Annotated in this window: 20 protein-coding genes; 5 read left to right on the top strand and 15 right to left on the bottom strand. The window is 62.2% G+C overall.

What is annotated here, in order from left to right:
* Positions 1 to 52 precede the first annotated feature (52 nt).
* The 15 genes from RCH10_RS07975 to serA form a co-directional block, all read right to left on the bottom strand.
* Positions 53 to 475, bottom strand: a complete 423-nt coding sequence (locus tag RCH10_RS07975) for a BLUF domain-containing protein (RefSeq protein WP_187054902.1) — start codon at positions 473 to 475, stop codon at positions 53 to 55.
* 3 nt (positions 476 to 478) lie between these two features.
* The gene (gene folE, locus RCH10_RS07970) at positions 479 to 1,210 is read right to left on the bottom strand and encodes a GTP cyclohydrolase I (RefSeq protein WP_409051955.1); all 732 of its coding nucleotides are present in this window, start codon (positions 1,208 to 1,210) and stop codon (positions 479 to 481) included.
* A gap of 16 nt (positions 1,211 to 1,226) precedes the next feature.
* Positions 1,227 to 1,967 (bottom strand): endonuclease/exonuclease/phosphatase family protein, encoded by a 741-nt coding sequence (locus RCH10_RS07965; RefSeq protein WP_323499894.1) that lies wholly within the window; start codon positions 1,965 to 1,967, stop codon positions 1,227 to 1,229.
* The gene (gene nudB / locus RCH10_RS07960) at positions 1,964 to 2,431 is read right to left on the bottom strand and encodes a dihydroneopterin triphosphate diphosphatase (RefSeq protein ID WP_409051954.1); all 468 of its coding nucleotides are present in this window, start codon (positions 2,429 to 2,431) and stop codon (positions 1,964 to 1,966) included. The genes RCH10_RS07965 and nudB overlap by 4 nt, the downstream gene beginning before the upstream one ends.
* A 17-nt stretch (positions 2,432 to 2,448) precedes the next feature.
* On the bottom strand, positions 2,449 to 4,251 hold the full coding sequence (aspS, locus tag RCH10_RS07955; RefSeq protein ID WP_323495502.1) for an aspartate--tRNA ligase: 1,803 nt from the start codon (positions 4,249 to 4,251) through the stop codon (positions 2,449 to 2,451).
* A 38-nt stretch (positions 4,252 to 4,289) separates the two neighbouring features.
* Positions 4,290 to 4,913 carry a DUF502 domain-containing protein gene (locus tag RCH10_RS07950; protein ID WP_409051953.1) on the bottom strand — a complete coding sequence of 208 codons (624 nt, stop codon included), beginning with the start codon at positions 4,911 to 4,913 and terminating at the stop codon, positions 4,290 to 4,292.
* A gap of 8 nt (positions 4,914 to 4,921) precedes the next feature.
* Complete coding sequence (locus RCH10_RS07945) at positions 4,922 to 5,314, bottom strand: FmdB family zinc ribbon protein (protein ID WP_409051952.1); 393 nt, start codon at positions 5,312 to 5,314, stop codon at positions 4,922 to 4,924.
* Between the two features lie 74 nt (positions 5,315 to 5,388).
* Positions 5,389 to 6,837 carry a sodium:solute symporter family protein gene (locus tag RCH10_RS07940; protein WP_409051951.1) on the bottom strand — a complete coding sequence of 483 codons (1,449 nt, stop codon included), beginning with the start codon at positions 6,835 to 6,837 and terminating at the stop codon, positions 5,389 to 5,391.
* 13 nt (positions 6,838 to 6,850) lie between these two features.
* Positions 6,851 to 8,416: a ubiquinone biosynthesis regulatory protein kinase UbiB gene (gene ubiB, locus RCH10_RS07935; RefSeq protein WP_409051950.1), complete on the bottom strand. Its 1,566-nt coding sequence runs from the start codon at positions 8,414 to 8,416 to the stop codon at positions 6,851 to 6,853.
* Entirely contained in the window at positions 8,413 to 8,997 is a 585-nt protein-coding gene (locus RCH10_RS07930; RefSeq protein WP_409051949.1) for an SCP2 domain-containing protein, read from the bottom strand. The genes ubiB and RCH10_RS07930 overlap by 4 nt, the downstream gene beginning before the upstream one ends.
* A 58-nt stretch (positions 8,998 to 9,055) precedes the next feature.
* The gene (locus tag RCH10_RS07925) at positions 9,056 to 10,117 is read right to left on the bottom strand and encodes a Tim44 domain-containing protein (protein ID WP_409051948.1); all 1,062 of its coding nucleotides are present in this window, start codon (positions 10,115 to 10,117) and stop codon (positions 9,056 to 9,058) included.
* A gap of 31 nt (positions 10,118 to 10,148) precedes the next feature.
* On the bottom strand, positions 10,149 to 10,880 hold the full coding sequence (ubiE, locus tag RCH10_RS07920; RefSeq protein WP_323495509.1) for a bifunctional demethylmenaquinone methyltransferase/2-methoxy-6-polyprenyl-1,4-benzoquinol methylase UbiE: 732 nt from the start codon (positions 10,878 to 10,880) through the stop codon (positions 10,149 to 10,151).
* Positions 10,881 to 10,970: 90 nt separating this feature from the next.
* Positions 10,971 to 11,384 (bottom strand): gamma-butyrobetaine hydroxylase-like domain-containing protein, encoded by a 414-nt coding sequence (locus tag RCH10_RS07915; RefSeq protein WP_409051947.1) that lies wholly within the window; start codon positions 11,382 to 11,384, stop codon positions 10,971 to 10,973.
* A 13-nt stretch (positions 11,385 to 11,397) separates the two neighbouring features.
* Complete coding sequence (locus RCH10_RS07910) at positions 11,398 to 15,315, bottom strand: DUF3683 domain-containing protein (protein ID WP_409051946.1); 3,918 nt, start codon at positions 15,313 to 15,315, stop codon at positions 11,398 to 11,400.
* A gap of 181 nt (positions 15,316 to 15,496) precedes the next feature.
* The gene (gene serA / locus RCH10_RS07905; RefSeq protein WP_409051945.1) at positions 15,497 to 16,726 is read right to left on the bottom strand and encodes a phosphoglycerate dehydrogenase; all 1,230 of its coding nucleotides are present in this window, start codon (positions 16,724 to 16,726) and stop codon (positions 15,497 to 15,499) included.
* 179 nt (positions 16,727 to 16,905) lie between these two features.
* Here serA and ugpB point away from each other — a divergent pair, with 179 nt between their 5' ends.
* The 5 genes from ugpB (at position 16,906) to ugpQ (ending at position 21,825) form a co-directional block, all read left to right on the top strand.
* The gene (gene ugpB, locus RCH10_RS07900) at positions 16,906 to 18,216 is read left to right on the top strand and encodes a sn-glycerol-3-phosphate ABC transporter substrate-binding protein UgpB (RefSeq protein ID WP_409051944.1); all 1,311 of its coding nucleotides are present in this window, start codon (positions 16,906 to 16,908) and stop codon (positions 18,214 to 18,216) included.
* 120 nt (positions 18,217 to 18,336) lie between these two features.
* On the top strand, positions 18,337 to 19,218 hold the full coding sequence (gene ugpA, locus RCH10_RS07895) for a sn-glycerol-3-phosphate ABC transporter permease UgpA (RefSeq protein WP_409051943.1): 882 nt from the start codon (positions 18,337 to 18,339) through the stop codon (positions 19,216 to 19,218).
* A 1-nt stretch (position 19,219) separates the two neighbouring features.
* Positions 19,220 to 20,071 carry a sn-glycerol-3-phosphate ABC transporter permease UgpE gene (gene ugpE / locus RCH10_RS07890; RefSeq protein WP_187054596.1) on the top strand — a complete coding sequence of 284 codons (852 nt, stop codon included), beginning with the start codon at positions 19,220 to 19,222 and terminating at the stop codon, positions 20,069 to 20,071.
* A gap of 12 nt (positions 20,072 to 20,083) precedes the next feature.
* On the top strand, positions 20,084 to 21,091 hold the full coding sequence (gene ugpC / locus RCH10_RS07885; protein ID WP_409051942.1) for a sn-glycerol-3-phosphate ABC transporter ATP-binding protein UgpC: 1,008 nt from the start codon (positions 20,084 to 20,086) through the stop codon (positions 21,089 to 21,091).
* Entirely contained in the window at positions 21,088 to 21,825 is a 738-nt protein-coding gene (gene ugpQ, locus RCH10_RS07880) for a glycerophosphodiester phosphodiesterase (RefSeq protein WP_409051941.1), read from the top strand. The genes ugpC and ugpQ overlap by 4 nt, the downstream gene beginning before the upstream one ends.
* The last annotated feature ends 3 nt before the right edge of the window (positions 21,826 to 21,828 follow it).

Below are 21,828 nucleotides of genomic sequence, written 5' to 3'. Positions count from 1 at the left end.
TAGCGTGAACACTGAACCGACCGCCGTATTCAAGCCGGCGTCAGACCACAGGTCAGTGCCGACCGACGATCGCCGCACCCGCCATCAACTCCTCCAGCAAGGCCATCGACACCTTGCCTGACACTGCGTACGGATTGAGTTCGGGCTTTTCGGAGTACTTGAGCAGCGTGGAAGAGTTGAGCCGCGACAGATTGACCTGGCCCATCGTCCAGCCGCCGAAGCGGCGCTCGGTGATTTCCTCGAAATGCAACAGGAGCACGTCCTTGTGACGGGGATCTTTCTGAATGTGCCCGTACAGCTCGCTGATGGCAGTGCGTCCGCCTTCGATCGCCTGCAAGAAGATGCCTTGCCCATAGCAAAGAATGCCGGTAATGCCACACGCGGTGTTGTGCGCGCGCGAGGGGCCGAGGATGGATTCGATGGCTGCCGCGCTGGTGTCGACCGCGCGGCTTGCATAGAGAAGTCGGACCAGCATCATTCAGCCCTTTCGCGGCAGAAGTGAAAGGAATTCGCGGCGCAGGTTAGGGTCTTTAAGAAACACGCCGCGCATGACGGAGTTGATCATCTTGCTGTCCATTTCCTTCACGCCGCGCCATGCCATGCAGAAGTGCTCTGCTTCCATGACGAGGGCGAGGCCATCGGGCTGCGTCTTCTCCTGAATGAGGTCGGCAAGTTGCACCACGGCCTCTTCCTGGATCTGAGGACGACCCATCACCCATTCCGCAAGCCGTGCGTACTTGGACAGCCCGATCACGTTGGTGTGCTCGTTCGGCATGATGCCGATCCAGAGCTTGCCGATGATCGGACAGAAGTGGTGCGAACATGCGCTGCGCACCGTAATCGGCCCGACGATCATCAGTTCGTTCAAGTGCTCGGCATTGGGAAACTCGGTCAGCTTGGGCGGCGGGACATAGCGGCCGGCGAACACCTCGTTGAGGTACATCTTGGCAACGCGCCGCGCTGTGTTGTCGGTGTTGTGATCGTGCTCGACGTCGATCACCAGGCTTTCGAGCACGCCCTTCATCTTGACCTCGACCTCGTCGAGCAACGCCGCCATTTCCCCCGGCTCGATGAAGTCGGCGATGTTGTCGTTGGCGTTGAAGCGCTTGCGCGCCGCGGTCAGCCGCTCACGAATCTTGACCGACACGGGCGTGCCTTCGTCGTCATCGCCGCGGTCGGCGCCCTGTGCGGTATCAGCTTTCTTCAACATGCTGGAATCCTATCAATCAAAGCAAAAAATCGGTCACCAAGGGCAGGTGATCCGACATGCGCGACCAGATGGGACCGCGCGGGGCAGAGCATTCGACCGGCTCGATATGGCGCCCATAAATAAAATCGAGCTGCGCGACGGGCAATCGCGATGGGTAGGTCAGCGTGCGCGTGCCGTGCACGTCACGCAGGCCCATCGCATTCATTGCGACGCGCATGCGCGCACCCCAGTCGTTGAAGTCGCCCGCCACGATGACGGCTTCGTCGGGCGAAATCTCGCGCTCGATGAACTCTCGCAGTCGCACGATCTGCCGCACGCGGCTGCCCTTGATCAGGCCCAGGTGAACCACGATGGCATGCACCGGCCGGTTGTTGATGTCGATGACTACATGCAGCAAGCCGCGTTGCTCGAAGCGGTGGTCTGAAATATCCTGGTGGCCCTGGCGCAGTACCGGCCAACGCGTGAGCAACGCATTGCCGTGTTCGCCGTGCCGTGTCACCGCATTGGTTTCGTAGACCGCCGTATATCCCTCGGGCGCCAAAAAATCTGCTTGAGGCAATTCGGGCCACTGGCTGAAGCGCGCTGCCGCCTGCCGGTTCATCTTGCGCACTTCCTGCAGGCACACGATGTCGGCGTCGAGCTGCTCGATGGCGTGCCCCAAGTTATGGATTTCCAGACGACGCGCGGGGCCGATCCCTTGCACACCTTTATGGATGTTGTAGGTGGCCACACGCAATGTCGAACTCGAACCGGTCATTGAGCAAATTGTGGCAGTAACAGAATAGCTTCGGCGTTGGACGGAGAAAAGCAGGCGTCGGCCGCATCCCGGTAAGGCAGCCATTTCCAAGCGGTGTGCTCGCGCGGTGCGAGCGTAGGCACCAACCTCTCGGGCACGCGCAAGCTGAACAGGTGTTCGGTGTTGTACCTCGTGCCTGGCGCGTATCGGCCAAGCCACTGCGAATAGATTTCGTACACGTTTTGTACCTGCCAGTCGACCAGTTGCGATGCCAACGCGCTGTCTTCGCCGCACTCGATACCGGTTTCTTCTCCGACTTCGCGTGCGGCGGTCAATGCCAACGGCTCGTTAAGTGCATCTTTGCTGCCGGTAACCGACTGCCAGAACTCATCGGCGTCGGCGCGTCTGAGAAGCAGTACGTCGAGTGCAGACGTATAGATCACTACCAACACCGACTCGGGGATTTTCCAGGCACGTTCGGTCATCGTGCCTCCCGATGCCGTCAGGCTTCCTGGACGTTACGCAGCTTGATGTGCAGCTCGCGCAGTTGCTTTTCGTCGACCGGGCTCGGCGCCTGCGTGAGCAAGTCCTGCGCGCGCTGGGTCTTGGGAAAAGCGATGACGTCGCGGATCGATTCGGCGCCCGTCATGAGCATCACCAGGCGGTCGAGACCAATGGCGATGCCGCCGTGCGGCGGCGCGCCGTATTGCAGCGCGTCGAGCAGGAAGCCGAACTTGTGCTGCGCGTCTTCGGCGTTGATCTTGAGCGCGCGGAACACCTTGCTTTGAACTTCCTCCCGATGGATACGCACCGAGCCGCCCCCCATCTCGATGCCGTTGAGCACCATGTCGTAGGCCTTGGCGATGCACTTCTCCGGTGCCGTGTCCATCAGGTCTTCATGACCGTCCTTGGGCGCGGTGAACGGGTGATGCACGGCCGACCAGCGCTGACCTTCTTCGTCGAATTCGAACATTGGAAAGTCGATCACCCAGAGCGGCGCCCAGCGGTCGTCGAACAGGCCGGCCTTCTTGCCGAAAGCGCTATGGCCGATCTTCACGCGCAACGCGCCGATCGCGTCGTTCACGACCTTTTCCTTGTCTGCGCCGAAGAACAGGATGTCGCCGTTGCGGGCGCCGGTGCGCGCGATGATCTCGGCCAGAGTGGCGTCGTCGAGGTTCTTCACGATCGGGCTTTGCAGGCCTTCACGGCCGGCCGCTGCATCGTTCACCTTGATGTACGCCAGGCCCTTGGCGCCGTAGATCTTGACGAACTCTGTGTACGCATCGATCTCGCTGCGCGGCATGCCGCCTTCACCGCCGCCACCCTTGACGCGCAGGGCAACGACGCGGCCGCCTTCCATCGTCGCGGCGTTCGAGAACACCTTGAAGTCGACGCGCTTCATGAGTTCGGTCAGCTCGGTGAACTCGAGCTTGACGCGCAGGTCGGGCTTGTCGGAGCCGTACTTGAACATGGCGTCCGAGTACGTCATCGTCGGGAACACGGGCAAATCGATGGCGGCCGCCGAGCGAAACACCTGCCGAATCATCTTTTCGAACATCTCGCGGATTTCTTCTTCCGCCATGAACGAGGTTTCAATGTCGATCTGCGTGAACTCCGGCTGGCGGTCGGCGCGCAGGTCTTCGTCGCGGAAGCATTTGACGATCTGGTAGTAACGGTCGTAGCCGGCCACCATCAGGAGCTGCTTGAAGAGCTGAGGCGATTGCGGCAGCGCGAAGAAGCTGCCGTCGTGCACACGGCTCGGCACCAGGTAGTCGCGCGCGCCTTCGGGCGTCGACTTGCCGAGCATCGGCGTTTCGATGTCGATGAAGCCGTTGGCATCGAGGAACTTGCGCGCCTCCATCGTGACCTTGTAGCGCAGCATCATGTTGCGCTGCATCGCGGGGCGGCGCAGGTCGAGCACGCGGTGGGTGAGGCGTGTCGTCTCGCTGAGGTTGTCGTCGTCCAGTGTGAACGGTGGGGTCACGGACGGATTGAGCACCTTGATTTCATGGCACAGCACTTCGATCTTGCCGCTCTTGAGCGTGTCGTTGACCGTGCCTTCAGGCCGTGCTCGCACCAGGCCCTTGACCTGCACGCAGAACTCATTGCGCAAGTCTTCGGCAATAGCGAACTGCGCGGCACGGTCGGGATCGCACACCACCTGCACGTAGCCTTCACGGTCGCGCAGATCGATGAAGATGACGCCGCCATGGTCGCGCCGACGATTGACCCAACCGCAAAGGCTGACGGTTTCACCCAATCGGGCCTCGGTCACCAGACCGCAATATTCAGAACGCATGAGCATGATGATTCCCGGCGCCCGCGTGGCGCGTCTTGTCTTGTTTACTGCTTGATCGCCACCGTGGAAGGACCGCCTGGAACGACCACCCCCATCGATACGATGTACTTGAGCGCGTCGTCCACGCTCATCTTCAATTCAATGCAATCGCTTCGCTTGAGCATCACGAAGTAGCCACCTGTCGGATTGGGCGTGGTCGGCACATAGACTCCGAGATAGTCCCCGCCACCCATGTGCTCGAGCACATCGGAACCCGGCGTGCCCGTCACGAAAGCGATGGTCCAAAGACCTTCGCGCGGCCATTGCACCAGCACGGCCGTACGAAACGCATTGCCGTTCTCGGAGAACAGCGTGTCGGACACCTGCTTCACGCTCGAATAGATAGACCGCACGACCGGAATGCGCCGCACTACCGCGTCGCCCCAGCCCAGCAGCCGCTTGCCGACAAAATTACTGGCGACCGCACCCACCACCAACAGGATGGCCAGCGTAAGCAGCACGCCCAGGCCGCGCACCTTGTGGTCGACCAGCCACTTTTGCCAGTCGTCGGGCAGCAGCCACAACGTCTGGTCGAGCGTGCCAATGATCCAGTTGAGCACGCCCAGCGTGATGACCAGCGGCACGATGACCAGCAAGCCTGACAGGAGCCATTTGCGAATCGCGTGCATGAAAAGTCTCAGTCGCCCTTGGCTGCTGGCTTTGGCGAAGGCGGCGAGGCGGCCGGCGTGCTGGCCACGGCGGGCGCGGGCGAAGCGGCCGGCGCTGCGGGGCTTGCAGCCGGTGCGTCGGCGCTGCCGCCGCCAGCAGGTTCGGCCGACTTGGCATCCGACTTCTGATCCGGCGTGTCGCCGGGCTTGTCTGATTTGTCTGCCGGCTTCTTGCCCCCACCCTCGCGGAAGTCGGTCACGTACCAGCCCGAGCCCTTGAGCTGAAAGCCTGCCGCGGTCACCTGCTTCTCGAACGTGCTCTTGCCGCAGCTCGGACACACCGTGAGCGGTGCGTCGGACATTTTTTGCAGTGAGTCTTTGGCGAAGCCGCAGGAACTGCACTTATAGGCGTAGATGGGCATGTAGGGGCAAGCAAAAATGCGGCAGAACGCCGCTTGCAAAGCCCTCCATTATAAGGGCGCTCCCCTACTGACGTTCAGGCTTGCTCGGTCGCCAGCGGACGATGCGGAGTGTGCGTGTTGCCGACCCACTGGGGTGCGAGCGAGCCGCCCACGATCCCGACAAACGAGGCTACGAGGCCCGCCAGTTGCGCCGGGAAGACGGCTCCCCAAGGCATCGCCAGAAACAATAGCCAAAAGCCGATGCCCAGAACGATCGAAGCAATGGCGCCCTGCGTGGTCGCGCGCCGCCAGTACAGCCCGCACACCAACGGCACGAAGGCGCCCACCAATGGCACCTGGTACGCGCCGGAAACCAGTTCATAGATTGGAGTGCCCTGCATCCGGATCGCATAGGCCAGCACGGCAGCGCTGAATACCAGCACGGTCGCGCGCATCGTCTTGAGATTCGATTTGTCGTTGCCGGCCGGGCGAAACTGCCGCCAGATGTTCTCGGTAAAAGTCACGCTCGGGGCCAGCAGCGTCGCGGAGGCGGTCGATTTGATGGCCGACAGCAATGCACCAAAAAACAGCACCTGCATCACGAACGGCATCTTTTCGAGCACCAGCGTCGGCAGCACCTTCTGCGGATCGTCCTTGAGCAACTGCGCCGCCTCCTCCGGCATGATCAAAAGCGCGCTGGCTACGAGGAACATCGGCACGAAGGCGAAGAGGATGTACGCCACCCCACCGATGATCGGCCCGCGCGTTGCCGACTTGACGCTGTTGGCAGACATTACGCGCTGGAACACATCCTGCTGAGGGATGGAGCCCAGCATCATCGTGATGGCCGCAGCAAAGAAGAAAATCATGTCCTTGAAGCTCGGCTCGGGCCAGAACTTGAAGAGGTCCTTGCTGGTCGCGAAGTCGATGACCTTGCCGGCACCGCCCGCCATGTTGCCCGCGAACACCGCTATCACGGCCAGGCCTAGCACCAGGATGATCATCTGGATGAAGTCGGTCACCGCGACCGCCCACATGCCACCGAAGAGCGTGTAAGCCAGGATCGACACCACGCCTATCGTCATGCCGATCGGGATGCTGATGGCACCGGCCGACAGCACATTGAACACCAGCCCCAGCGCGGTGACCTGAGCCGACACCCAACCCAGATAACTCAGCATGATGATGAGAGAGCACGCCACCTCGACAATGCGGCCGTAGCGCTCCCGGTAGTAGTCGCTGATCGTCAGCAACGTCATCCGGTAGAGCTTGCCGGCAAAGAAGAGCCCGACAAGGATCAGGCAGGTGCCCGCGCCGAACGGGTCTTCGATCACGCCGTGCAGCCCGCCCTCGATGAACTTGGCGGGAATGCCGAGCACCGTTTCCGAGCCGAACCAAGTCGCGAATGTCGTCGTCACGATCATGTACAGCGGCAGATGCCGCCCGGCGATTGCGAAGTCGGTGGTGTTCTTGACGCGCCGGGCCGCATACAGGCCAATGGCGATGGTGATCAGCAGGTAGACAGCGACCAACGTGAGCAGCACGGCTAGCTCTCCTCTAAAAAATCCGTACCCGCAGCAACAACTGCATGGCGAGCAGACCCAATACAAAACCCATGCCACCGTAGACGATCGCCTGCAAAAGCTTGTTGGTGCGCTTCTGCGCTGCCAGCAATTCCATCAGCTCGCGACGATGGTCGGCGGGGCGATTTTCCAGGTAGTCGTACAGAAGCCGTGGCAGCTGCGGCAATAGCTTCGCGTAGCGCGGCGCCTCTGCTTTGAGCTGCTCGAAGAGCTTGCGCGGGCCGATCTGGTCGACCATCCATTTCTCGAGGAACGGCTTGGCCGTCGCCCACAGATCAAGCTCAGGATCGAGCTGGCGACCGAGCCCCTCGATGTTGAGCAGTGTCTTCTGCAGCAGCACCAGTTGCGGCTGAATCTCCACGTGGAAGCGGCGCGAGGTCTGGAACAGCCGCATCAGCACCATGCCGAGCGAGATCTCGCGCAACGGCCGATCGAAGTACGGCTCGCACACGGTACGGATCGCGCCTTCGAGTTCGTCGATGCGTGTGCCCTCGGGCACCCAGCCACTTTCCAGATGCAACTCCGCCACCCGCTTGTAGTCGCGCCGGAAGAACGCGACGAAGTTCTGCGCCAGGTACTCCTTATCGGATTCGGTCAGCGTGCCGATGATCCCGAAGTCCAGCGAAATGTAGCGTCCGAAGGTCGCCGGCTCCAGACTGACCTGTATGTTGCCCGGGTGCATGTCGGCATGGAAAAAACCGTCGCGAAACACCTGCGTGAAAAAGATGGTCACGCCATCGCGCGCCAGCTTGGGAATGTCGACACCGGCGGCCCGGATTCGGTCGAGTTGTGCGATCGGCACGCCGGTCATGCGCTCCATCACGATGACTTCCGGGTGGCAGAAATCCCAGAACATTTCCGGGATCATCACCAGCTCCAGCTTGACCATGTTGCGACGCAACTGGGCGGCATTGGCCGCCTCGCGCACCAGGTCGAGCTCGTCGTGCAGGTACTTGTCGAACTCACCGATGACTTCGCGGGGCTTCAGCCGCTTGCCGTCGGCCGACAGGCTCTCCAGCCAGCCCGCCATCATGGCCATCAGCGCAAGGTCCTTTTCGATAATGCCGCGCATGTTGGGCCGCAGCACCTTGACCGCGACCTCGCGCAACGTGCCGTCGCGCAGTCGCACCTTGCCAAAGTGCACCTGCGCGATCGACGCGCTGGCGACCGGCGTCTCGTCGAACTGCACGAAGATGTCGCTCACCCGCCGCCGGAACGCCCGCTCGATGGTCGCAATCGCGATCGACGAAGCAAACGGCGGCACGCGGTCTTGCAGGAAGGCCAGCTCGTCGGCGATGTCTGGCGGTAGCAGGTCGCGCCGGGTCGACAGCACCTGCCCGAACTTCACGAAGATCGGCCCGAGACGCTCGAGTGCCTCGCGCAAACGCTGACCGCGAGGTGCATCGAGGTTGCGGCCGACCGAAATCATGCGCGCGAGCACGCCCAGCCAAGGCTTCTTGAAGCTCGTCAGCACCATCTCGTCGAGGCCGTAGCGCAGTGCCACCCAGACGATGAAGATGCCCCGATAGAAACGACTCATGCGGTACCTGAGGGCCCGACGATGCCCGCGTCGGCGCCCGGGGCTGCGCCGGTGGCGGCGCGGCGGTCGCCAACGAACTTGCGCAAGGCCTGGACCCCGCGGCGCGCCGCATTGCTCACCGTGTGTGCCGGCACGTCGCCAATCACGCGCGCCAAGTCGTCTTCGACGTCCCAGCGCACATGGTCGACCAGCCAGTTGACTTCTGCCGCCAGTTGCACGTCGCCGACGATTTGCACCGGCGGCTTATCGCCGCTCAAGGTGGTACGGGCGAGGTCGAAAGGCGATGCCTCGGTCAGTGTGAGCGTCAGGTCGGGCACGGCGCCTTCGGCAGCCAAGTCGAGCAGGCCGGCCGGCGTCGCGACCAAGGCCATCTTGACAAAGCGCCACTGAAACTGCACCACTTTGCCCTGCTGCCGTAACACTCGCTGCTGAGCTTCGGGCTCTTGTTGCAGGACGTGGTTGAGGAACAGAACGGCGCGGTGTTGCACCTCGTGGACGGCCCACGGCGGCGGCTGCAATCTACTTCCGACGCGGTTGAGCAGATCATTCAGAAAAGCGAATGGGGACGACGGTTTGACCATGTCCCCATTATTGCGTGAGCGGGCGACTCGAGTGAGCCGCCAGCGCGTAGGCCGTCGGCTATTGCAGGGCTTGCACGCCAGCCACGAGCCAGCCGCTGGTACCGCTGGTCGGCTTGGTCATGTTCCAGACTTCGCGGAACGGGCTTGGCCCGGAAGAAGCGTCTTCGCGGATCATTCCAGAGAACTCGACACTGGCCAGGTAGACGTCGGGCATTTCTTCGATGCCGAGCAGCTTGGCGTCGAGCGCGACCACGTCGGTCTTGTTCGATGCGCCACCGGTGTGACCGGCGCGATCGGCCAACTGGGTGCGAATTTCTTCGACCATGTCGTCCGTCATCATCGAGCGCAGCATGGACACGTCGGCACGATCCCAGGCATCTTGCAGGGTCACGAAGTTACGCTTGGCCGCAATGAGAAAGCCGTCGACATCGAAGCCGGACGGGATGCCCCACGACTGAGACCCGCCCAGTGCTGAACCGATCATGCTGCCGCCAGCTGCACCGGCTGCGGCACCAGCGGCAGACAAGCTGCTGCCACCAAGCCCGGACGAAGCCGGCGTCGCATCGAAAGCGGCGGGCGCAGGACGCTCCCAAGGCCGTGCCGACGCGTCGTTGCCGACATTGCCGGGGCTGTACTGCGCAGGGGCGCTGACGTTGGCCGGGTTGCCTGCGCCTTCGAAAGCCAGACCGCCCTGCCGGTTACCGCCAGCCGATGCGCCGTTGCGCGAGCGGGCTGCGAACATGCGCCATGCGACCACGGCTGCCAGCACGAGTAAGCCGATCATCAGGATGTTGCCGAAGCCGGCACCGAGACCGAGCGAGTGCGCGAGCCACGCCAGGCCGAGACCGGCGGCGAGGCCACCGAGCATGGCGCCCCAAGGGCGCTTCGGTGCCGCAGCGGCGGGCGTGGGCGTGGCCGGACGCGGTGCCGTCGGGCTGGCGTTCTGCGCCGGCGCCGCAGGCGAGCCTGGCGTCGTAGCTGGCACGGTCGCCTGACGCTGCGTCACGTTGCCCGACTGGCGACCGAAAGACTTGCCGCCGCCGCCAAGTCGAGCCGCGTCGGCCTGCACGCTGCCCAGCACCAGGGCGCCTGCAACCAATACCGTCCATAGCTTGTTCATATCGTCTCCTCTTCGGCGAAAAATCGCCTTTTCAACATTTGATTCCAACATGCAAGGCAACCACGCCACCAGTCATGTTGTGATAGTCCACGTGCCCGAAACCGCCCTCTTTCATGAGGGTCTTGAGGTCGTCTTGGTCGGGGTGCATCCGGATCGATTCGGCAAGGTAGCGATAGCTCGCGTCGTCGCCCGCCACCAGCTTGCCAAGGGCAGGCAACACCTTGAACGAATACCAGTCGTATGCTTTGGCGAGCGGCTTGGCGACCTTCGAAAACTCCAGCACCAGCAGCTTGCCGCGCGGCTTCAGCACGCGGTTCATTTCCTTCAGTGCCACGTCTTTGTGAGTCATGTTGCGGAGACCGAACGCCACGGTCACGACGTCGAAATGGTTGTCGGCAAACGGCAGCTTTTCTGCATCGCACACCATCGTCGGCAATGCGACGCCGGCATCGAGCAGGCGGTCGCGGCCAGTGCGCAGCATGGCTTCGTTGATGTCGGTATGTACCACTTCGCCGGTGGCGCCGACCTTCTTGGCAAACGCGAGTGCGAGGTCGCCGGTGCCACCCGCGATGTCGAGCACTTTGGAGCCTTCACCGACGTTGGCGACCATCACGGTGTAGGCCTTCCATGCGCGATGGAGGCCGCCCGACATGAGGTCGTTCATGAGGTCGTAGCGTGTCGCGACCGAGTCGAAAACGCCGCGCACGCGACTGGCTTTCTCTTTCTCGTCGACCTTCTCGTAGCCGAAATGGGTGGTACTCATGCGCCCGATGTTAGGGCGGAAGCATTGACATCAAGACGACGACCCCGCAAAGCCAATGGCTACTGCATCAGTGACACTGATCCCAGAGCGTCAATGACTGCCGCAGGCATGGCCGCCCTTGCCGGGCATCGGTGCATCGCGATCGACACCCGCAGCGGCAAGGCGACGCTCGTACTCAGCCCACAAGTCGTCCTGCCTAGCGCCCAGTTCGTACAGCAAGTCCCATGAGTAGATGCCGGACTCGTGCCCATCGCTGAACACCGGCTTGACCGCGTAGTTGCCGACCGATTCGAGTTCGACCAGCGTCACCTCGCGCTTGCCCGTTTGCAGCACCTCCTGACCCGGCCCGTGACCTTGCACTTCCGCCGACGGCGAATAGACGCGCATCAGCTCGAACGGAATCCGGAAGCTCGCCCCATCCGAGAAACCGACCTCCAGCACGCGCGACTGACCATGCACGGTGATCGATTGTGGCGTCGGTGCGCCGACCTTCAAACCTGCCATCAGAAACTCCTGTTCATACGAGTACGCGCTCGATGCCGCCACGGTTGGCCGCGGCCACGTAGTTCGGCAGCCAGTCTGCGCCGAGGATCAAATTGGCCATTTCGACCACGATGTAGTCTGCTTCGAGCAAGCCGTTGTTCAGGTCGTCGCCATAGCGGCTAAGGCCTTGGAGGCAACTCGGGCAGCTGGTCAATATCTTGACGTTGCCTTGTGCCGCGACCGTGCCGGTCGCGCGCAAGTCGGTCTCGCCTTTTTTCAGTTCTTCTTCCTTTCGAAAGCGGATCTGAGTGGAGATGTCGGGCCGCGTGACACCGAGCGTGCCCGACTCGCCGCAGCAGCGGTCGTTCTTAAGCACGTTGTCTCCAGCTGCGTTGCCGACCAGCGCCTTCACGGTCTTCATCGGGTCCTGCAGTTTCATCGGGCTGTGGCAGGGGTCGTGGTACAGGTAGCCGCCTGCCGCGCCATCTTTGGCACCGTTCATCGCGCCATTGACCGCACCCGCCAGCGTGATGCCTTTTTCGAGCAGGTACTCGTGGATGTCGATGATCCGGCAGCCCGGAAAGATCTTGTCGAACTGGTAGCCCTGCAGCTGGTCGTAGCAGGTGCCGCAGCTCACCACCACTGTCTTGATGTCGAGGTAGTTGAGCGTGTTGGCCACACGGTGGAAGAGCACCCGGTTGTCGGTGATCATCTTCTCGGCCTTGTCGAACTGGCCGCTGCCGCGCTGCGGATAGCCGCAACACAGGTAACCCGGCGGCAGCACGGTTTGCACACCGGCATGCCACAGCATCGCCTGCGTTGCGAGGCCGACTTGCGAGAACAGTCGCTCCGATCCGCACCCCGGAAAGTAGAAGACGGCCTCGGTTTCCGACGTCGTCGTCTTCGGGTCGCGAATGATCGGCACGTAGTCCGCATCCTCGATGTCGAGCAGCGCCCGCGCGGTCTTCTTCGGCAGGCCACCCGGCATTTTCTTGTTGATGAAGTGAACGATCTGTTCCTTGATCGGCGCGGGGCCTAGCGTCGATGGCGGCGCGGCGGTCTGCTTCTTCGCGACGCGGCGCAACAGGTCGTTTGCCAGGCGCTGCGCCTTGAAGCCGATATCGACCATGCCGACGCGCATCGCCTTGATGGTCTGCGGGTTGGTCGCGTTGAGGAAGAGCATCGCGGCGGCATTGCCGGGCCGAAAGCTCTTCTTGCCCATCTTGCGCAACAGGTTCCGCATGTTCATCGACACGTCGCCGAAATCGATCTTGACCGGGCACGGCGACAGGCACTTGTGGCACACGGTGCAGTGGTCCGCCACGTCTTCGAACTCTTCCCAGTGCTTGATGCTGACGCCGCGGCGCGTTTGCTCTTCGTAAAGAAAAGCCTCGACCAGCAGCGACGTCGCGAGGATCTTGTTGCGTGGGCTGTAGAGCAGGTTCGCGCGAGGCACATGCGTCGCGCACACCGGCTTGCACTTGCCGCAGCGCAGGCAATCCTTGACCGAATCGGCAATGGCGCCGATGTCGCTCTGCTGCATGATCAACGACTCATGGCCCATGAGACCGAAGCTTGGCGTGTAGGCGTTGGTGAGGTCCGCGTGGAGCGCGCTCTGCGCTGTCACGCGCAACAGCTTGCCCTTGTTGAACCGCCCTTCAGGATCGACCCGCATCTTGTAGTCGGTGAACGGCTGCAGTTCCTCATCGGTCAGGAATTCCAGCTTGGTGATACCGATGCCGTGCTCACCGGAAATCACGCCGTCCAGATCCCGCGCCAGTTTCATGATGCGCACCACCGCTGCGTGCGCGGTCTGCAGCATGTCGTAGTTGTCGCTGTTGACGGGGATGTTGGTGTGTACGTTGCCGTCGCCGGCATGCATGTGCAGGGCGATCCACACGCGGCCCTTGAGCACGCGCTGGTGAATGGCGTTGCACTCGTCGAGGATCGGCTGAAACTCCGCGCCGGTGAAGATGCTTTGCAGCGGCAGACGGATCTGCGTCTTCCAGCTGGCGCGCAACGAATGGTCCTGCAACTGTGGGAAGAGCACATCGACGCTTTGGAGCCAACCGGCCCACAGCGCGCGCACTTCTCGAACCAGATCGATTGCCTGGCCCACACGGTCTTCGAGCAGTTCGGCCGAAGGTATGTCGTTGGCATCGTCTGCCTTGCCGAGCGGCAGACTACCGCGCGTAAAAAACGCTTCCAGCGCATCCGCGAATGCGATCTTGTTCTGCAGCGACAGCTCGATATTGATGCGTTCGATGCCGTCGGTGTACTCGGCCATGCGCGGCAGCGGAATCACCACGTCTTCGTTGATCTTGAAAGCGTTGGTGTGCTTGCTGATGGCGGCCGTGCGCTTGCGGTCGAGCCAGAACTTCTTGCGCGCTTCCGGGCTGATGGCGATGAAACCTTCGCCGCTGCGCGAGTTGGCGATGCGCACCACTTCAGAGGTCACGCGCGCCACCGCATCGGCGTCGTTGCCGGCGATGTCGCCGAACAAGACCATCTTCGGCAAGCCGCCGTGCTTCTTCGACTTGGTCGCGTAGCCGACCGCCTTCAAATAGCGATCATCGAGATGTTCGAGTCCGGCCAGCAGCACGCCACTGCGCTTCTGCTCGGCGAACATGAAGTCCTTGATCTCGACGATGCTCGGCACCGCGTCCTTGGCGTTGCCGAAGAACTCCAGACACACGGTGCGCATGTGCGCCGGCATCTTGTGCACGATCCAACGGCAGCTAGTGATCAGCCCGTCGCAGCCCTCTTTCTGGATGCCCGGCAGGCCCGACAAAAACTTGTCGGTCACGTCCTTGCCGAGGCCTTCTTTGCGAAAGGTCTTGCCGGGAATCGTCAGGCGCTCGCTGCGCAGTTTGGTCGTTCCATTGGCCGCGAAATACTGCAGATCGAACACGGCGTTTTCAGCGTCGTGAATCTTGCCGAGGTTGTGACCGATGCGCGTGACTTCGAGCCACTCGGCCTGCGGCGTCACCATGCGCCACGAGGCCAGGTTGTCGAGCGCGGTTCCCCACAGCACGGCCTTCTTGCCGCCGGCATTCATCGCGACGTTGCCGCCGACGCACGAAGCCTCGGCCGAAGTCGGATCGACCGCGAAGACATAGCCCGCCCGCTCGGCCGCATCGGCGACACGCTGCGTGACCACGCCGGCTTCGGTCCAGACGGTGGCCACCGGTGCATCGAGGCCGGGCAGCGCGATCACCTGGACCTCGGTCATGGCTTCGAGCTTTTCGGTGTTGATGACCGCGCTGTTCCAGGTCAGCGGAATCGCGCCGCCGGTGTAGCCGGTGCCGCCGCCGCGCGGGATGATGGTCAGGCCCAAATCGATGCAGCCCTTGACCATCCCCGCCATCTCGGCCTCGGTGTCCGGGCACAGCACGACGAAGGGATACTCGACCCGCCAATCGGTCGCGTCGGTCACGTGCGACACGCGCGAGAGTCCGTCGAACTTGATGTTGTCTTTGGCTGTCAGTCGGCGCAGCACGCGGGTGGCTTTACGACGCAAGGCGGCGACATCGCGGAACATTGCGTCGAACGCTACGATGGCGTGACTCACCAGCGCGGTGAGTTCGCCAACCAACGCGTCGCGCTCGGCATCGACATCAGGAGTGCGGCGCTTGCCGACCTCGGTCAGCCGGTGGTTCAACGCATCGACTAGCTGACCGCGGCGGCGCGGATTGTCGAGCAGATCGTCGACGAGGTATGGATTGCGCTGCACGACCCAGATGTCGCCGAGCACTTCATAAAGCATGCGCGCGGAGCGGCCGGTGCGGCGCTCGGATCGCAGGTTCTGCAGCAACTCCCAGCCGCGTTCGCCCAGCAGGCGAATCACGATCTCGCGATCGGAAAAGCTGGTGTAGTTGTACGGGATCTCACGCAATCGTGCGGGCTCTGCGGCCTGCGACAACAACGCAGTCAAAGCGGTCGGTGCATTCATCGGGGAAAGTGGGCCTCGGTCGGGCGCTGCGCACCCTCTTGCCGGGACTGTGATTTTAGGTCAGCGGTGGTGTTGACTGCTCTTCGCGTCGGATGTTTGCGCGGACCCCGCTTTCCGAGGGGAGCAGCAGCGGAGCTTCCCCGCTTAAACCATCGACAAATACGCTCCCCGCCAACGACAACTAAAACAACACCCGGCTTCGAATAGTCCCAGGCACCTGCGCCAACTTCTCCAACGCCAGATCCGAAGAAGCCGCATCGATGTCCGTCACCACGTACCCGACCTTTTCATTTGTCTGCAGAAACTGCGATGCGATGTTGATGTGGTTGTCCGAAAAGATCCTGTTGATCTCCGACAGAACACCCGGCACGTTGTGATGGATGTGCAGCAGACGGTGCTTGCCCGGATGCGCCGGCAGCGCCACTTCCGGAAAGTTCACCGACGACACCGAGGTGCCGTTGTCGCTGTACTTGACCAGCTTTTCAGCCACCTCGCCGCCGATGTTGGCCTGCGCCTCCATCGTCGAGCCGCCCACGTGCGGCGTCAAAATCACGTTGTCCAGACCTCGCAGCGGCGACTGGAATTCTTCGTTGTTGCTGCCAGGTTCGACCGGGAACACATCGATGGCCGCGCCCCAGAGTTTCTGGCTCTTGATGCCCTCGGCCAGCGCATCGATATCGACCACCGTGCCCCGCGCCGCGTTGATCAGAATGCCGCCCGGCTTCATCGCGGCGATCTCGGCTGGCCCGATCATCCATTTCGTCGACGGCAACTCCGGAACATGCAGGCTCACAATGTCGCTCTGCGCCAGCAGGTCGTGCAGTTGCGGAATCTGACGCGCATTGCCCAGCGGCAACTTGCTCACGACGTCATAGAACGTGACGTGCATTCCCAGCCCTTCGGCCAGTACCGACAACTGCGTGCCGATCGACCCATAGCCGACGATGCCGAGCGTCTTGCCGCGAATTTCATGCGAGTTGGCGGCGGACTTCATCCATCCGCCGCGATGCACCAGCGCGTTTTTGGCGGGGATGCCGCGCAGCAAAAGAATGGCTTCAGCCAGCACGAGTTCTGCGACCGAGCGGGTGTTCGAATACGGCGCGTTGAACACCGACACACCACGCTCGCGGGCCGCATTCAGATCGACCTGATTGGTTCCGATGCAAAAGCACCCCACCGCCACCAGCTTGGGCGCCGCCGACAGCACGTCGGCGGTGAGCTTGCTCTGCGATCGAATCCCCAAAAAATGAACATCGGCCAGCTTGGCTTTCAGCTCTTCCCCCTGCAGTGCCTTGGGCAGCGTTTCGATCTGCGTGTAGCCAGCGCCGCGGATCACTTCGAGCGCTGAAGGATGGATGCCCTCAAGCAGAAGAAACTTGATTTTGCTTTTGTCGAGAGAGGTCTTGCTCATACGCAAAGGCTAGCATGGTGCATCGCAGCAAGCGGCGCTCCTACCTGGATAGCGGCGCTACAAAAAGGGTTTCCCCGGCTGGTTGCCAGGAGTCTTCCATGCGACAAATGGCGACGCGGAACCGTCACAAAGATGACCTAGCATCCGCCCCTTTATTTTCCCAATTTTCAGGAGTCTTCATGCGATTCAAGACGCTCGCCATGGTTTCGGCGTTGGCCGCGACGCTGTTCCACACGGCGCAGGCCCAGACCGAGATCCAGTGGTGGCATTCGATGACCGCCGTCAACAACGAGTGGGTCAACGACCTGGCAAAGCAGTTCAACGAGAGCCAGAAGGAATACAAGATCGTCCCGACCTTCAAGGGCGAATATTCGGAGTCGATGACTGCCGCCATCGCGGCGTTTCGCGCGGGCAACGCGCCCGACATCCTGCAAGTGTTTGAAGTGGGCACCGCCACCATGATGGCCAGCAAGGGCGCCGTGATTCCAGTCGGCAAGGTCATGAAGGACGCGGGCGAAAAGTTCGATCCGAGCGGCTACGTGCCCGCGGTGGCTGGCTATTACACGGCACCGAACGGCCAGATGTTGAGCTTCCCCTTCAATAGCTCGACGACAATCTTCTACTGGAACAAAGACGCCTTCAAGGCCGCTGGCCTGCCGACCGACAAGGCACCGTCGACCTGGCCGGAAGTGGTCGCCGCCGCCGCCAAGCTCAAGGCCAGCGGTCACAAGTGCCCATTCACCACAGCGTGGCAGAACTGGACGCAGCTCGAGAGCTTCTCGGCCTGGCACAACGTCGAGTTCGCGACCAAGAGCAACGGCCTGCAGGGTCTGGACGCACGCCTGAAGGTCAACTCGCCGCTACACCAGCGCCACATCGAGAACCTGGCCAACATGGCCAAGCAGGGCTTGTTTATCTACAAGGGCCGCAGCAGCGTGCCGCAAGCCTCGTTCACTTCAGGTGAATGTGCCATGATCCAGACGTCGTCCGGCTTCTACGGCGACGTCGCCAAAAACGCCAAGTTTGCCTACGGCCTGGCCCCGCTGCCCTACTACCCGGACGTTCCCGGCGCGCCGCAGAACACCGTGATCGGCGGCGCCAGCCTCTGGGTCATGTCGGGCAAGACGCCTGAAAAGTACAAAGGCATCGCCAAGTTCTTCACTTTCCTGTCGCAGCCCGAAGTGCAGTCGGCCAGCCACAAGCGCACGGGCTATCTGCCCATCACGACGGCGGCCTACAAACTGACCGAGGAGTCGGGCTTCTACAAGGAAAAGCCGGGCACCGATGTCGCAGTGACCCAGATGATCCGCAAGGTGACCGACAAGAGCCGCGGCGTGCGCCTGGGCAACTACCTGCAGATTCGCACCATCGAGGACGAAGAACTCGAGCAGGTCTGGAACGGCAAGAAGACGGCCAAGGAAGCGCTCGACGAAATCGTCAAGCGCGGCGACGAGCAGCTGGAGCGTTTCCAGAAGGCAAACAAGAGCTGACCCTCGCGGCCGCGCTCGCCGGGCCTGCGTCCGGCGCCGTGCCCGGCTCCGGCTAATATCGCCCGCCCCGCCGGTCCCGCTGCAAGGACGGTCGGGCGGGATTTTTACGTAAGGGACCCCATGGAAAAACGCGTCGTCTTTCGATCGGGCTGGCTGCCCTGGCTGTTGATCCTGCCGCAGGCGGTCGTCATCCTGGTGTTCTTCTTCTGGCCGGCCGCCCAAGCCGTTTTTCAGTCGCTGCAGCAACAGGATGCTTTCGGCACCTCGATCGAATTCGTCGGCTTCGACAACTTCAGGCAATTGATCGCCGACCCGAGCTATGCGGCGTCTTTCAAGACGACCGCTTTCTTCTCGGTACTGGTCGCCAGCATCGGTATTTCACTGGCACTCATGCTGGCCGTCTTCGCCGATCGCATCGTGCGTGGCGGCATGTTCTACAAGACGATGCTCATCCTGCCGTACGCGGTCGCACCATCGGTGGCCGCAGTGCTGTGGGTCTTCATGTTCTCGCCCTCGCTCGGCGTGGTGTCGTATGCGCTGGGCAAGTTCGGTATCGACTGGAACCATCTGCTCAATTCGGGCCAGGCCATGGCATTGATCGTGATGGCGGCCATATGGAAGCAGCTGTCGTACAACTTCCTGTTTTTCCTGGCAGGCCTGCAGTCGATCCCGAAATCGTTGATCGAAGCTGCGGCCATCGACGGAGCCAAACCGTGGCGCCGCTTTTGGACGGTGCAGTTCCCCTTGCTGACGCCAACCACCTTCTTTCTGCTGGTCATCAACGTGGTCTACGCGTTTTTCGACACCTTTGCGATCGTCGACGCGGCCACGCACGGCGGTCCGGGCCAGGACACTTCGATCCTGGTCTACAAGGTTTATCACGATGGCTTCAAGGCGATGGACCTGGGTGGTTCGGCCGCGCAGTCCGTCGTGCTGATGGTGATCGTGGTGGCGTTGACGGTGGTGCAGTTCCGCTACGTCGAAAAGAAAGTGAACTACTGACATGGTCGAAAAACGCGGAACCCACGGCATCCTGGCGCACGTCGTCATGATTCTCGGCGTGCTGGTCGTCGCCTTCCCTTTGTATCTTGCCTTCGTCGCATCGACGCATACGGCACAGGAAATCGTTCAGGCCCCCATGCCGCTGCTGCCCGGGAGCCATATGTGGGAGAGCTACAAGGCCGCGCTCTTCGGCCGCGAAACCAGCAATGGATCGAACGCGCCGGTGGCCCACATGATGTGGGTCAGCTTCGTGACCGCGATGGTCATCTCGATCGGCAAGATCAGCATTTCCTTGCTGTCGGCCTTTGCCATCGTGTATTTCAGGTTCCGCTTCAGGAAGATCGTGTTCTGGATGATCTTCGTGACGCTGATGCTGCCGGTGGAGGTGCGCATCCTGCCCACCTACCAGGTGCTGTCGAACCTGCACATGCTCAACACCTACGCCGGCCTCACGGTCCCGCTGATCGCATCGGCCACCGCGACCTTCCTGTTTCGGCAGTTCTTCATGACGGTGCCGGACGAGCTTACCGAGGCCTCCCGCATGGACGGCGCGAGCCCGATGCGTTTCTTCATCGACGTGCTGCTGCCGTTGTCGAAAACCTCGATTGCGGCGCTCTTCGTGATTCAGTTCATCTACGGCTGGAATCAGTACCTCTGGCCGCTGTTGGCGACCACGGGCGAAGACATGTACCCGGTGGTGGTCGGCATCAAGCTCATGATGGCCGGCGGCGACGCGTCCAACGACTGGAACGTGGTGATGGCGACCGCGATCCTCGCGATGCTGCCGCCCGCGCTGGTCGTGGTTTTGATGCAGAAGTGGTTCGTCAAGGGCCTCGTGGACACTGAAAAATAAGACAAAGAAAATATGGCTTCTCTTTCACTACGCAACGTCATCAAGCGCTACGGCATCGGGCCGAAGGCGAATCAGGTTATCCACGGCGTGAGCGCCGAGATTGCCGACCATGAATTCATCGTCATCGTCGGGCCTTCGGGCTGCGGCAAATCGACGCTGCTGCGCATGGTCGCGGGCCTCGAAGAAGTTTCAGCGGGCGAAATTCGCATCGGGGACCGCGTGGTCAACGACCTCGAGCCGTCGGAGCGCGACATCGCGATGGTGTTCCAGAACTACGCGCTGTACCCGCACATGAGCGTGTTCGACAACATGGCCTACGGCCTGAAAATCGCCAAGGTTCCGGTGCCCGAGATCAAGACGCGTGTCGACAAGGCTGCCAAGATTCTCGAACTCGGCAGCCTGCTCCAACGCAAGCCGCGCGAGCTTTCCGGAGGCCAGCGGCAGCGCGTGGCGATGGGTCGCGCCATCGTGCGCCAACCGCAGGTGTTTTTGTTCGACGAACCGCTTTCTAACCTCGACGCCAAGCTTCGCGCTCAAACGCGTCTCGAGATCCAGAAGCTGCACCGCGAGCTCGGCATCACATCGCTTTTCGTCACGCACGACCAGGTCGAGGCAATGACGCTGGCACAACGCATCATCGTGATGAACGGTGGCGTGATGGACCAGTTCGCAACACCCGAAGAGGTCTACAACCGCCCTGCCACCACCTTCGTTGCGAGCTTCATCGGTTCGCCGCCGATGAACCTGCTGCGGCATGCACCGGGCGTCAGGTCGGGTCATATTCTCGGCATCCGGCCCGAGCACATGAAGCTCGACGAAAACGGATGGTCGGTGCAGGTCGAGCAGGTCGAACTGCTGGGCGCCGAGCGCCTGGTGTACGGCCGCATCGGCGACGAGCAAATCATCATGCGCACCGACGAGGGCGACCATCCACCGGTTGCCGGCGACACCGTGAAGATCGCGGCGCGGCAAGACAAGCTGCATTGGTTCGATGCCGGCTCAGGGAAGCGCGCAGATTGACGCCGTGGCCTTATCCGCGCTGGGTCGCGCACCGCGGTGCAGGCCAGCTGGCGCCTGAAAACACGCTGGCCGCGTTCCGCGTCGGCGCCGCGCATGGCTACCGCATGTTCGAGTGCGACGCCAAGCTGAGCGCCGACGGCGTGCCTTTTCTGATGCACGACGCGGCGCTGGAACGCACCACGAGCGGTCAGGGCGCCGGCGGCAAATTACCGTGGAGCGATCTGGCGCTGCTCGACGCCGGCAGCTGGCATTCGCGCGCCTTTGCCGGCGAACCGCTCGCCACACTCGAGAGCGTCGCTCGCTTCTGCCTGGCGAACGACTACTTCCTCAACATCGAGATCAAGCCGACGCCCGGCAGCGAGCGCGAGACGGGGCAAGTCGTGGCCTGGCATGCCGCTCGCCTTTGGCAAGACGCGGCCATCCCGCCGCTGCTGACATCGTTTCAGGTCGAAGCGCTCGAAGGCGCTGCAACCACTCAGCCCGATCTGCCACGCGGCTTGCTGCTCGACACGTTGACCGATGGCTGGCTCGACACCGCATCTCACCTGGGCTGCGCTGCCATCGTCTGCAACCAGGGTTTGTGGAACACCGTCACGGTGGCCGAAGCCAAGGCGATCGGTATGCGCACCCTGAGCTACACCGTCAACGACGACTGGGCCGTGCAGCGTCTGCTGGCACTGGGCACCGACGGCATCATCACCGACCGCATCGACCTCTTCAGTCCGGCAGCGTGACCG

It is taken from the genome of Variovorax sp. GrIS 2.14 (assembly GCF_046115955.1).
Lineage (GTDB): Bacteria > Pseudomonadota > Gammaproteobacteria > Burkholderiales > Burkholderiaceae_C > Variovorax.
The sequence above is the reverse complement of the archived record's forward strand: the minus strand, read 5'-3'. Positions and strand labels throughout refer to the sequence as shown.

Excerpts from the sequence above, each read along its gene's own strand:
- RCH10_RS07975 (WP_187054902.1), bottom strand. The coding sequence starts at position 475 with ATGCTGGTCCGACTTCTCTATGCAAGCCGCGCGGTCGACACCAGCGCG.
- folE (WP_409051955.1), bottom strand. The coding sequence starts at position 1,210 with ATGTTGAAGAAAGCTGATACCGCACAGGGCGCCGACCGCGGCGATGAC.
- RCH10_RS07965 (WP_323499894.1), bottom strand. The coding sequence starts at position 1,967 with ATGACCGGTTCGAGTTCGACATTGCGTGTGGCCACCTACAACATCCAT.
- nudB (WP_409051954.1), bottom strand. The coding sequence starts at position 2,431 with ATGACCGAACGTGCCTGGAAAATCCCCGAGTCGGTGTTGGTAGTGATC.
- aspS (WP_323495502.1), bottom strand. The coding sequence starts at position 4,251 with ATGCTCATGCGTTCTGAATATTGCGGTCTGGTGACCGAGGCCCGATTG.
- RCH10_RS07950 (WP_409051953.1), bottom strand. The coding sequence starts at position 4,913 with ATGCACGCGATTCGCAAATGGCTCCTGTCAGGCTTGCTGGTCATCGTG.
- RCH10_RS07945 (WP_409051952.1), bottom strand. The coding sequence starts at position 5,314 with ATGCCCATCTACGCCTATAAGTGCAGTTCCTGCGGCTTCGCCAAAGAC.
- ubiB (WP_409051950.1), bottom strand. The coding sequence starts at position 8,416 with ATGAGTCGTTTCTATCGGGGCATCTTCATCGTCTGGGTGGCACTGCGC.
- RCH10_RS07930 (WP_409051949.1), bottom strand. The coding sequence starts at position 8,997 with ATGGTCAAACCGTCGTCCCCATTCGCTTTTCTGAATGATCTGCTCAAC.
- RCH10_RS07925 (WP_409051948.1), bottom strand. The coding sequence starts at position 10,117 with ATGAACAAGCTATGGACGGTATTGGTTGCAGGCGCCCTGGTGCTGGGC.
- ubiE (WP_323495509.1), bottom strand. The coding sequence starts at position 10,880 with ATGAGTACCACCCATTTCGGCTACGAGAAGGTCGACGAGAAAGAGAAA.
- RCH10_RS07915 (WP_409051947.1), bottom strand. The coding sequence starts at position 11,384 with ATGGCAGGTTTGAAGGTCGGCGCACCGACGCCACAATCGATCACCGTG.
- RCH10_RS07910 (WP_409051946.1), bottom strand. The coding sequence starts at position 15,315 with ATGAATGCACCGACCGCTTTGACTGCGTTGTTGTCGCAGGCCGCAGAG.
- serA (WP_409051945.1), bottom strand. The coding sequence starts at position 16,726 with ATGAGCAAGACCTCTCTCGACAAAAGCAAAATCAAGTTTCTTCTGCTT.
- ugpB (WP_409051944.1), top strand. The coding sequence starts at position 16,906 with ATGCGATTCAAGACGCTCGCCATGGTTTCGGCGTTGGCCGCGACGCTG.
- ugpA (WP_409051943.1), top strand. The coding sequence starts at position 18,337 with ATGGAAAAACGCGTCGTCTTTCGATCGGGCTGGCTGCCCTGGCTGTTG.
- ugpE (WP_187054596.1), top strand. The coding sequence starts at position 19,220 with ATGGTCGAAAAACGCGGAACCCACGGCATCCTGGCGCACGTCGTCATG.
- ugpC (WP_409051942.1), top strand. The coding sequence starts at position 20,084 with ATGGCTTCTCTTTCACTACGCAACGTCATCAAGCGCTACGGCATCGGG.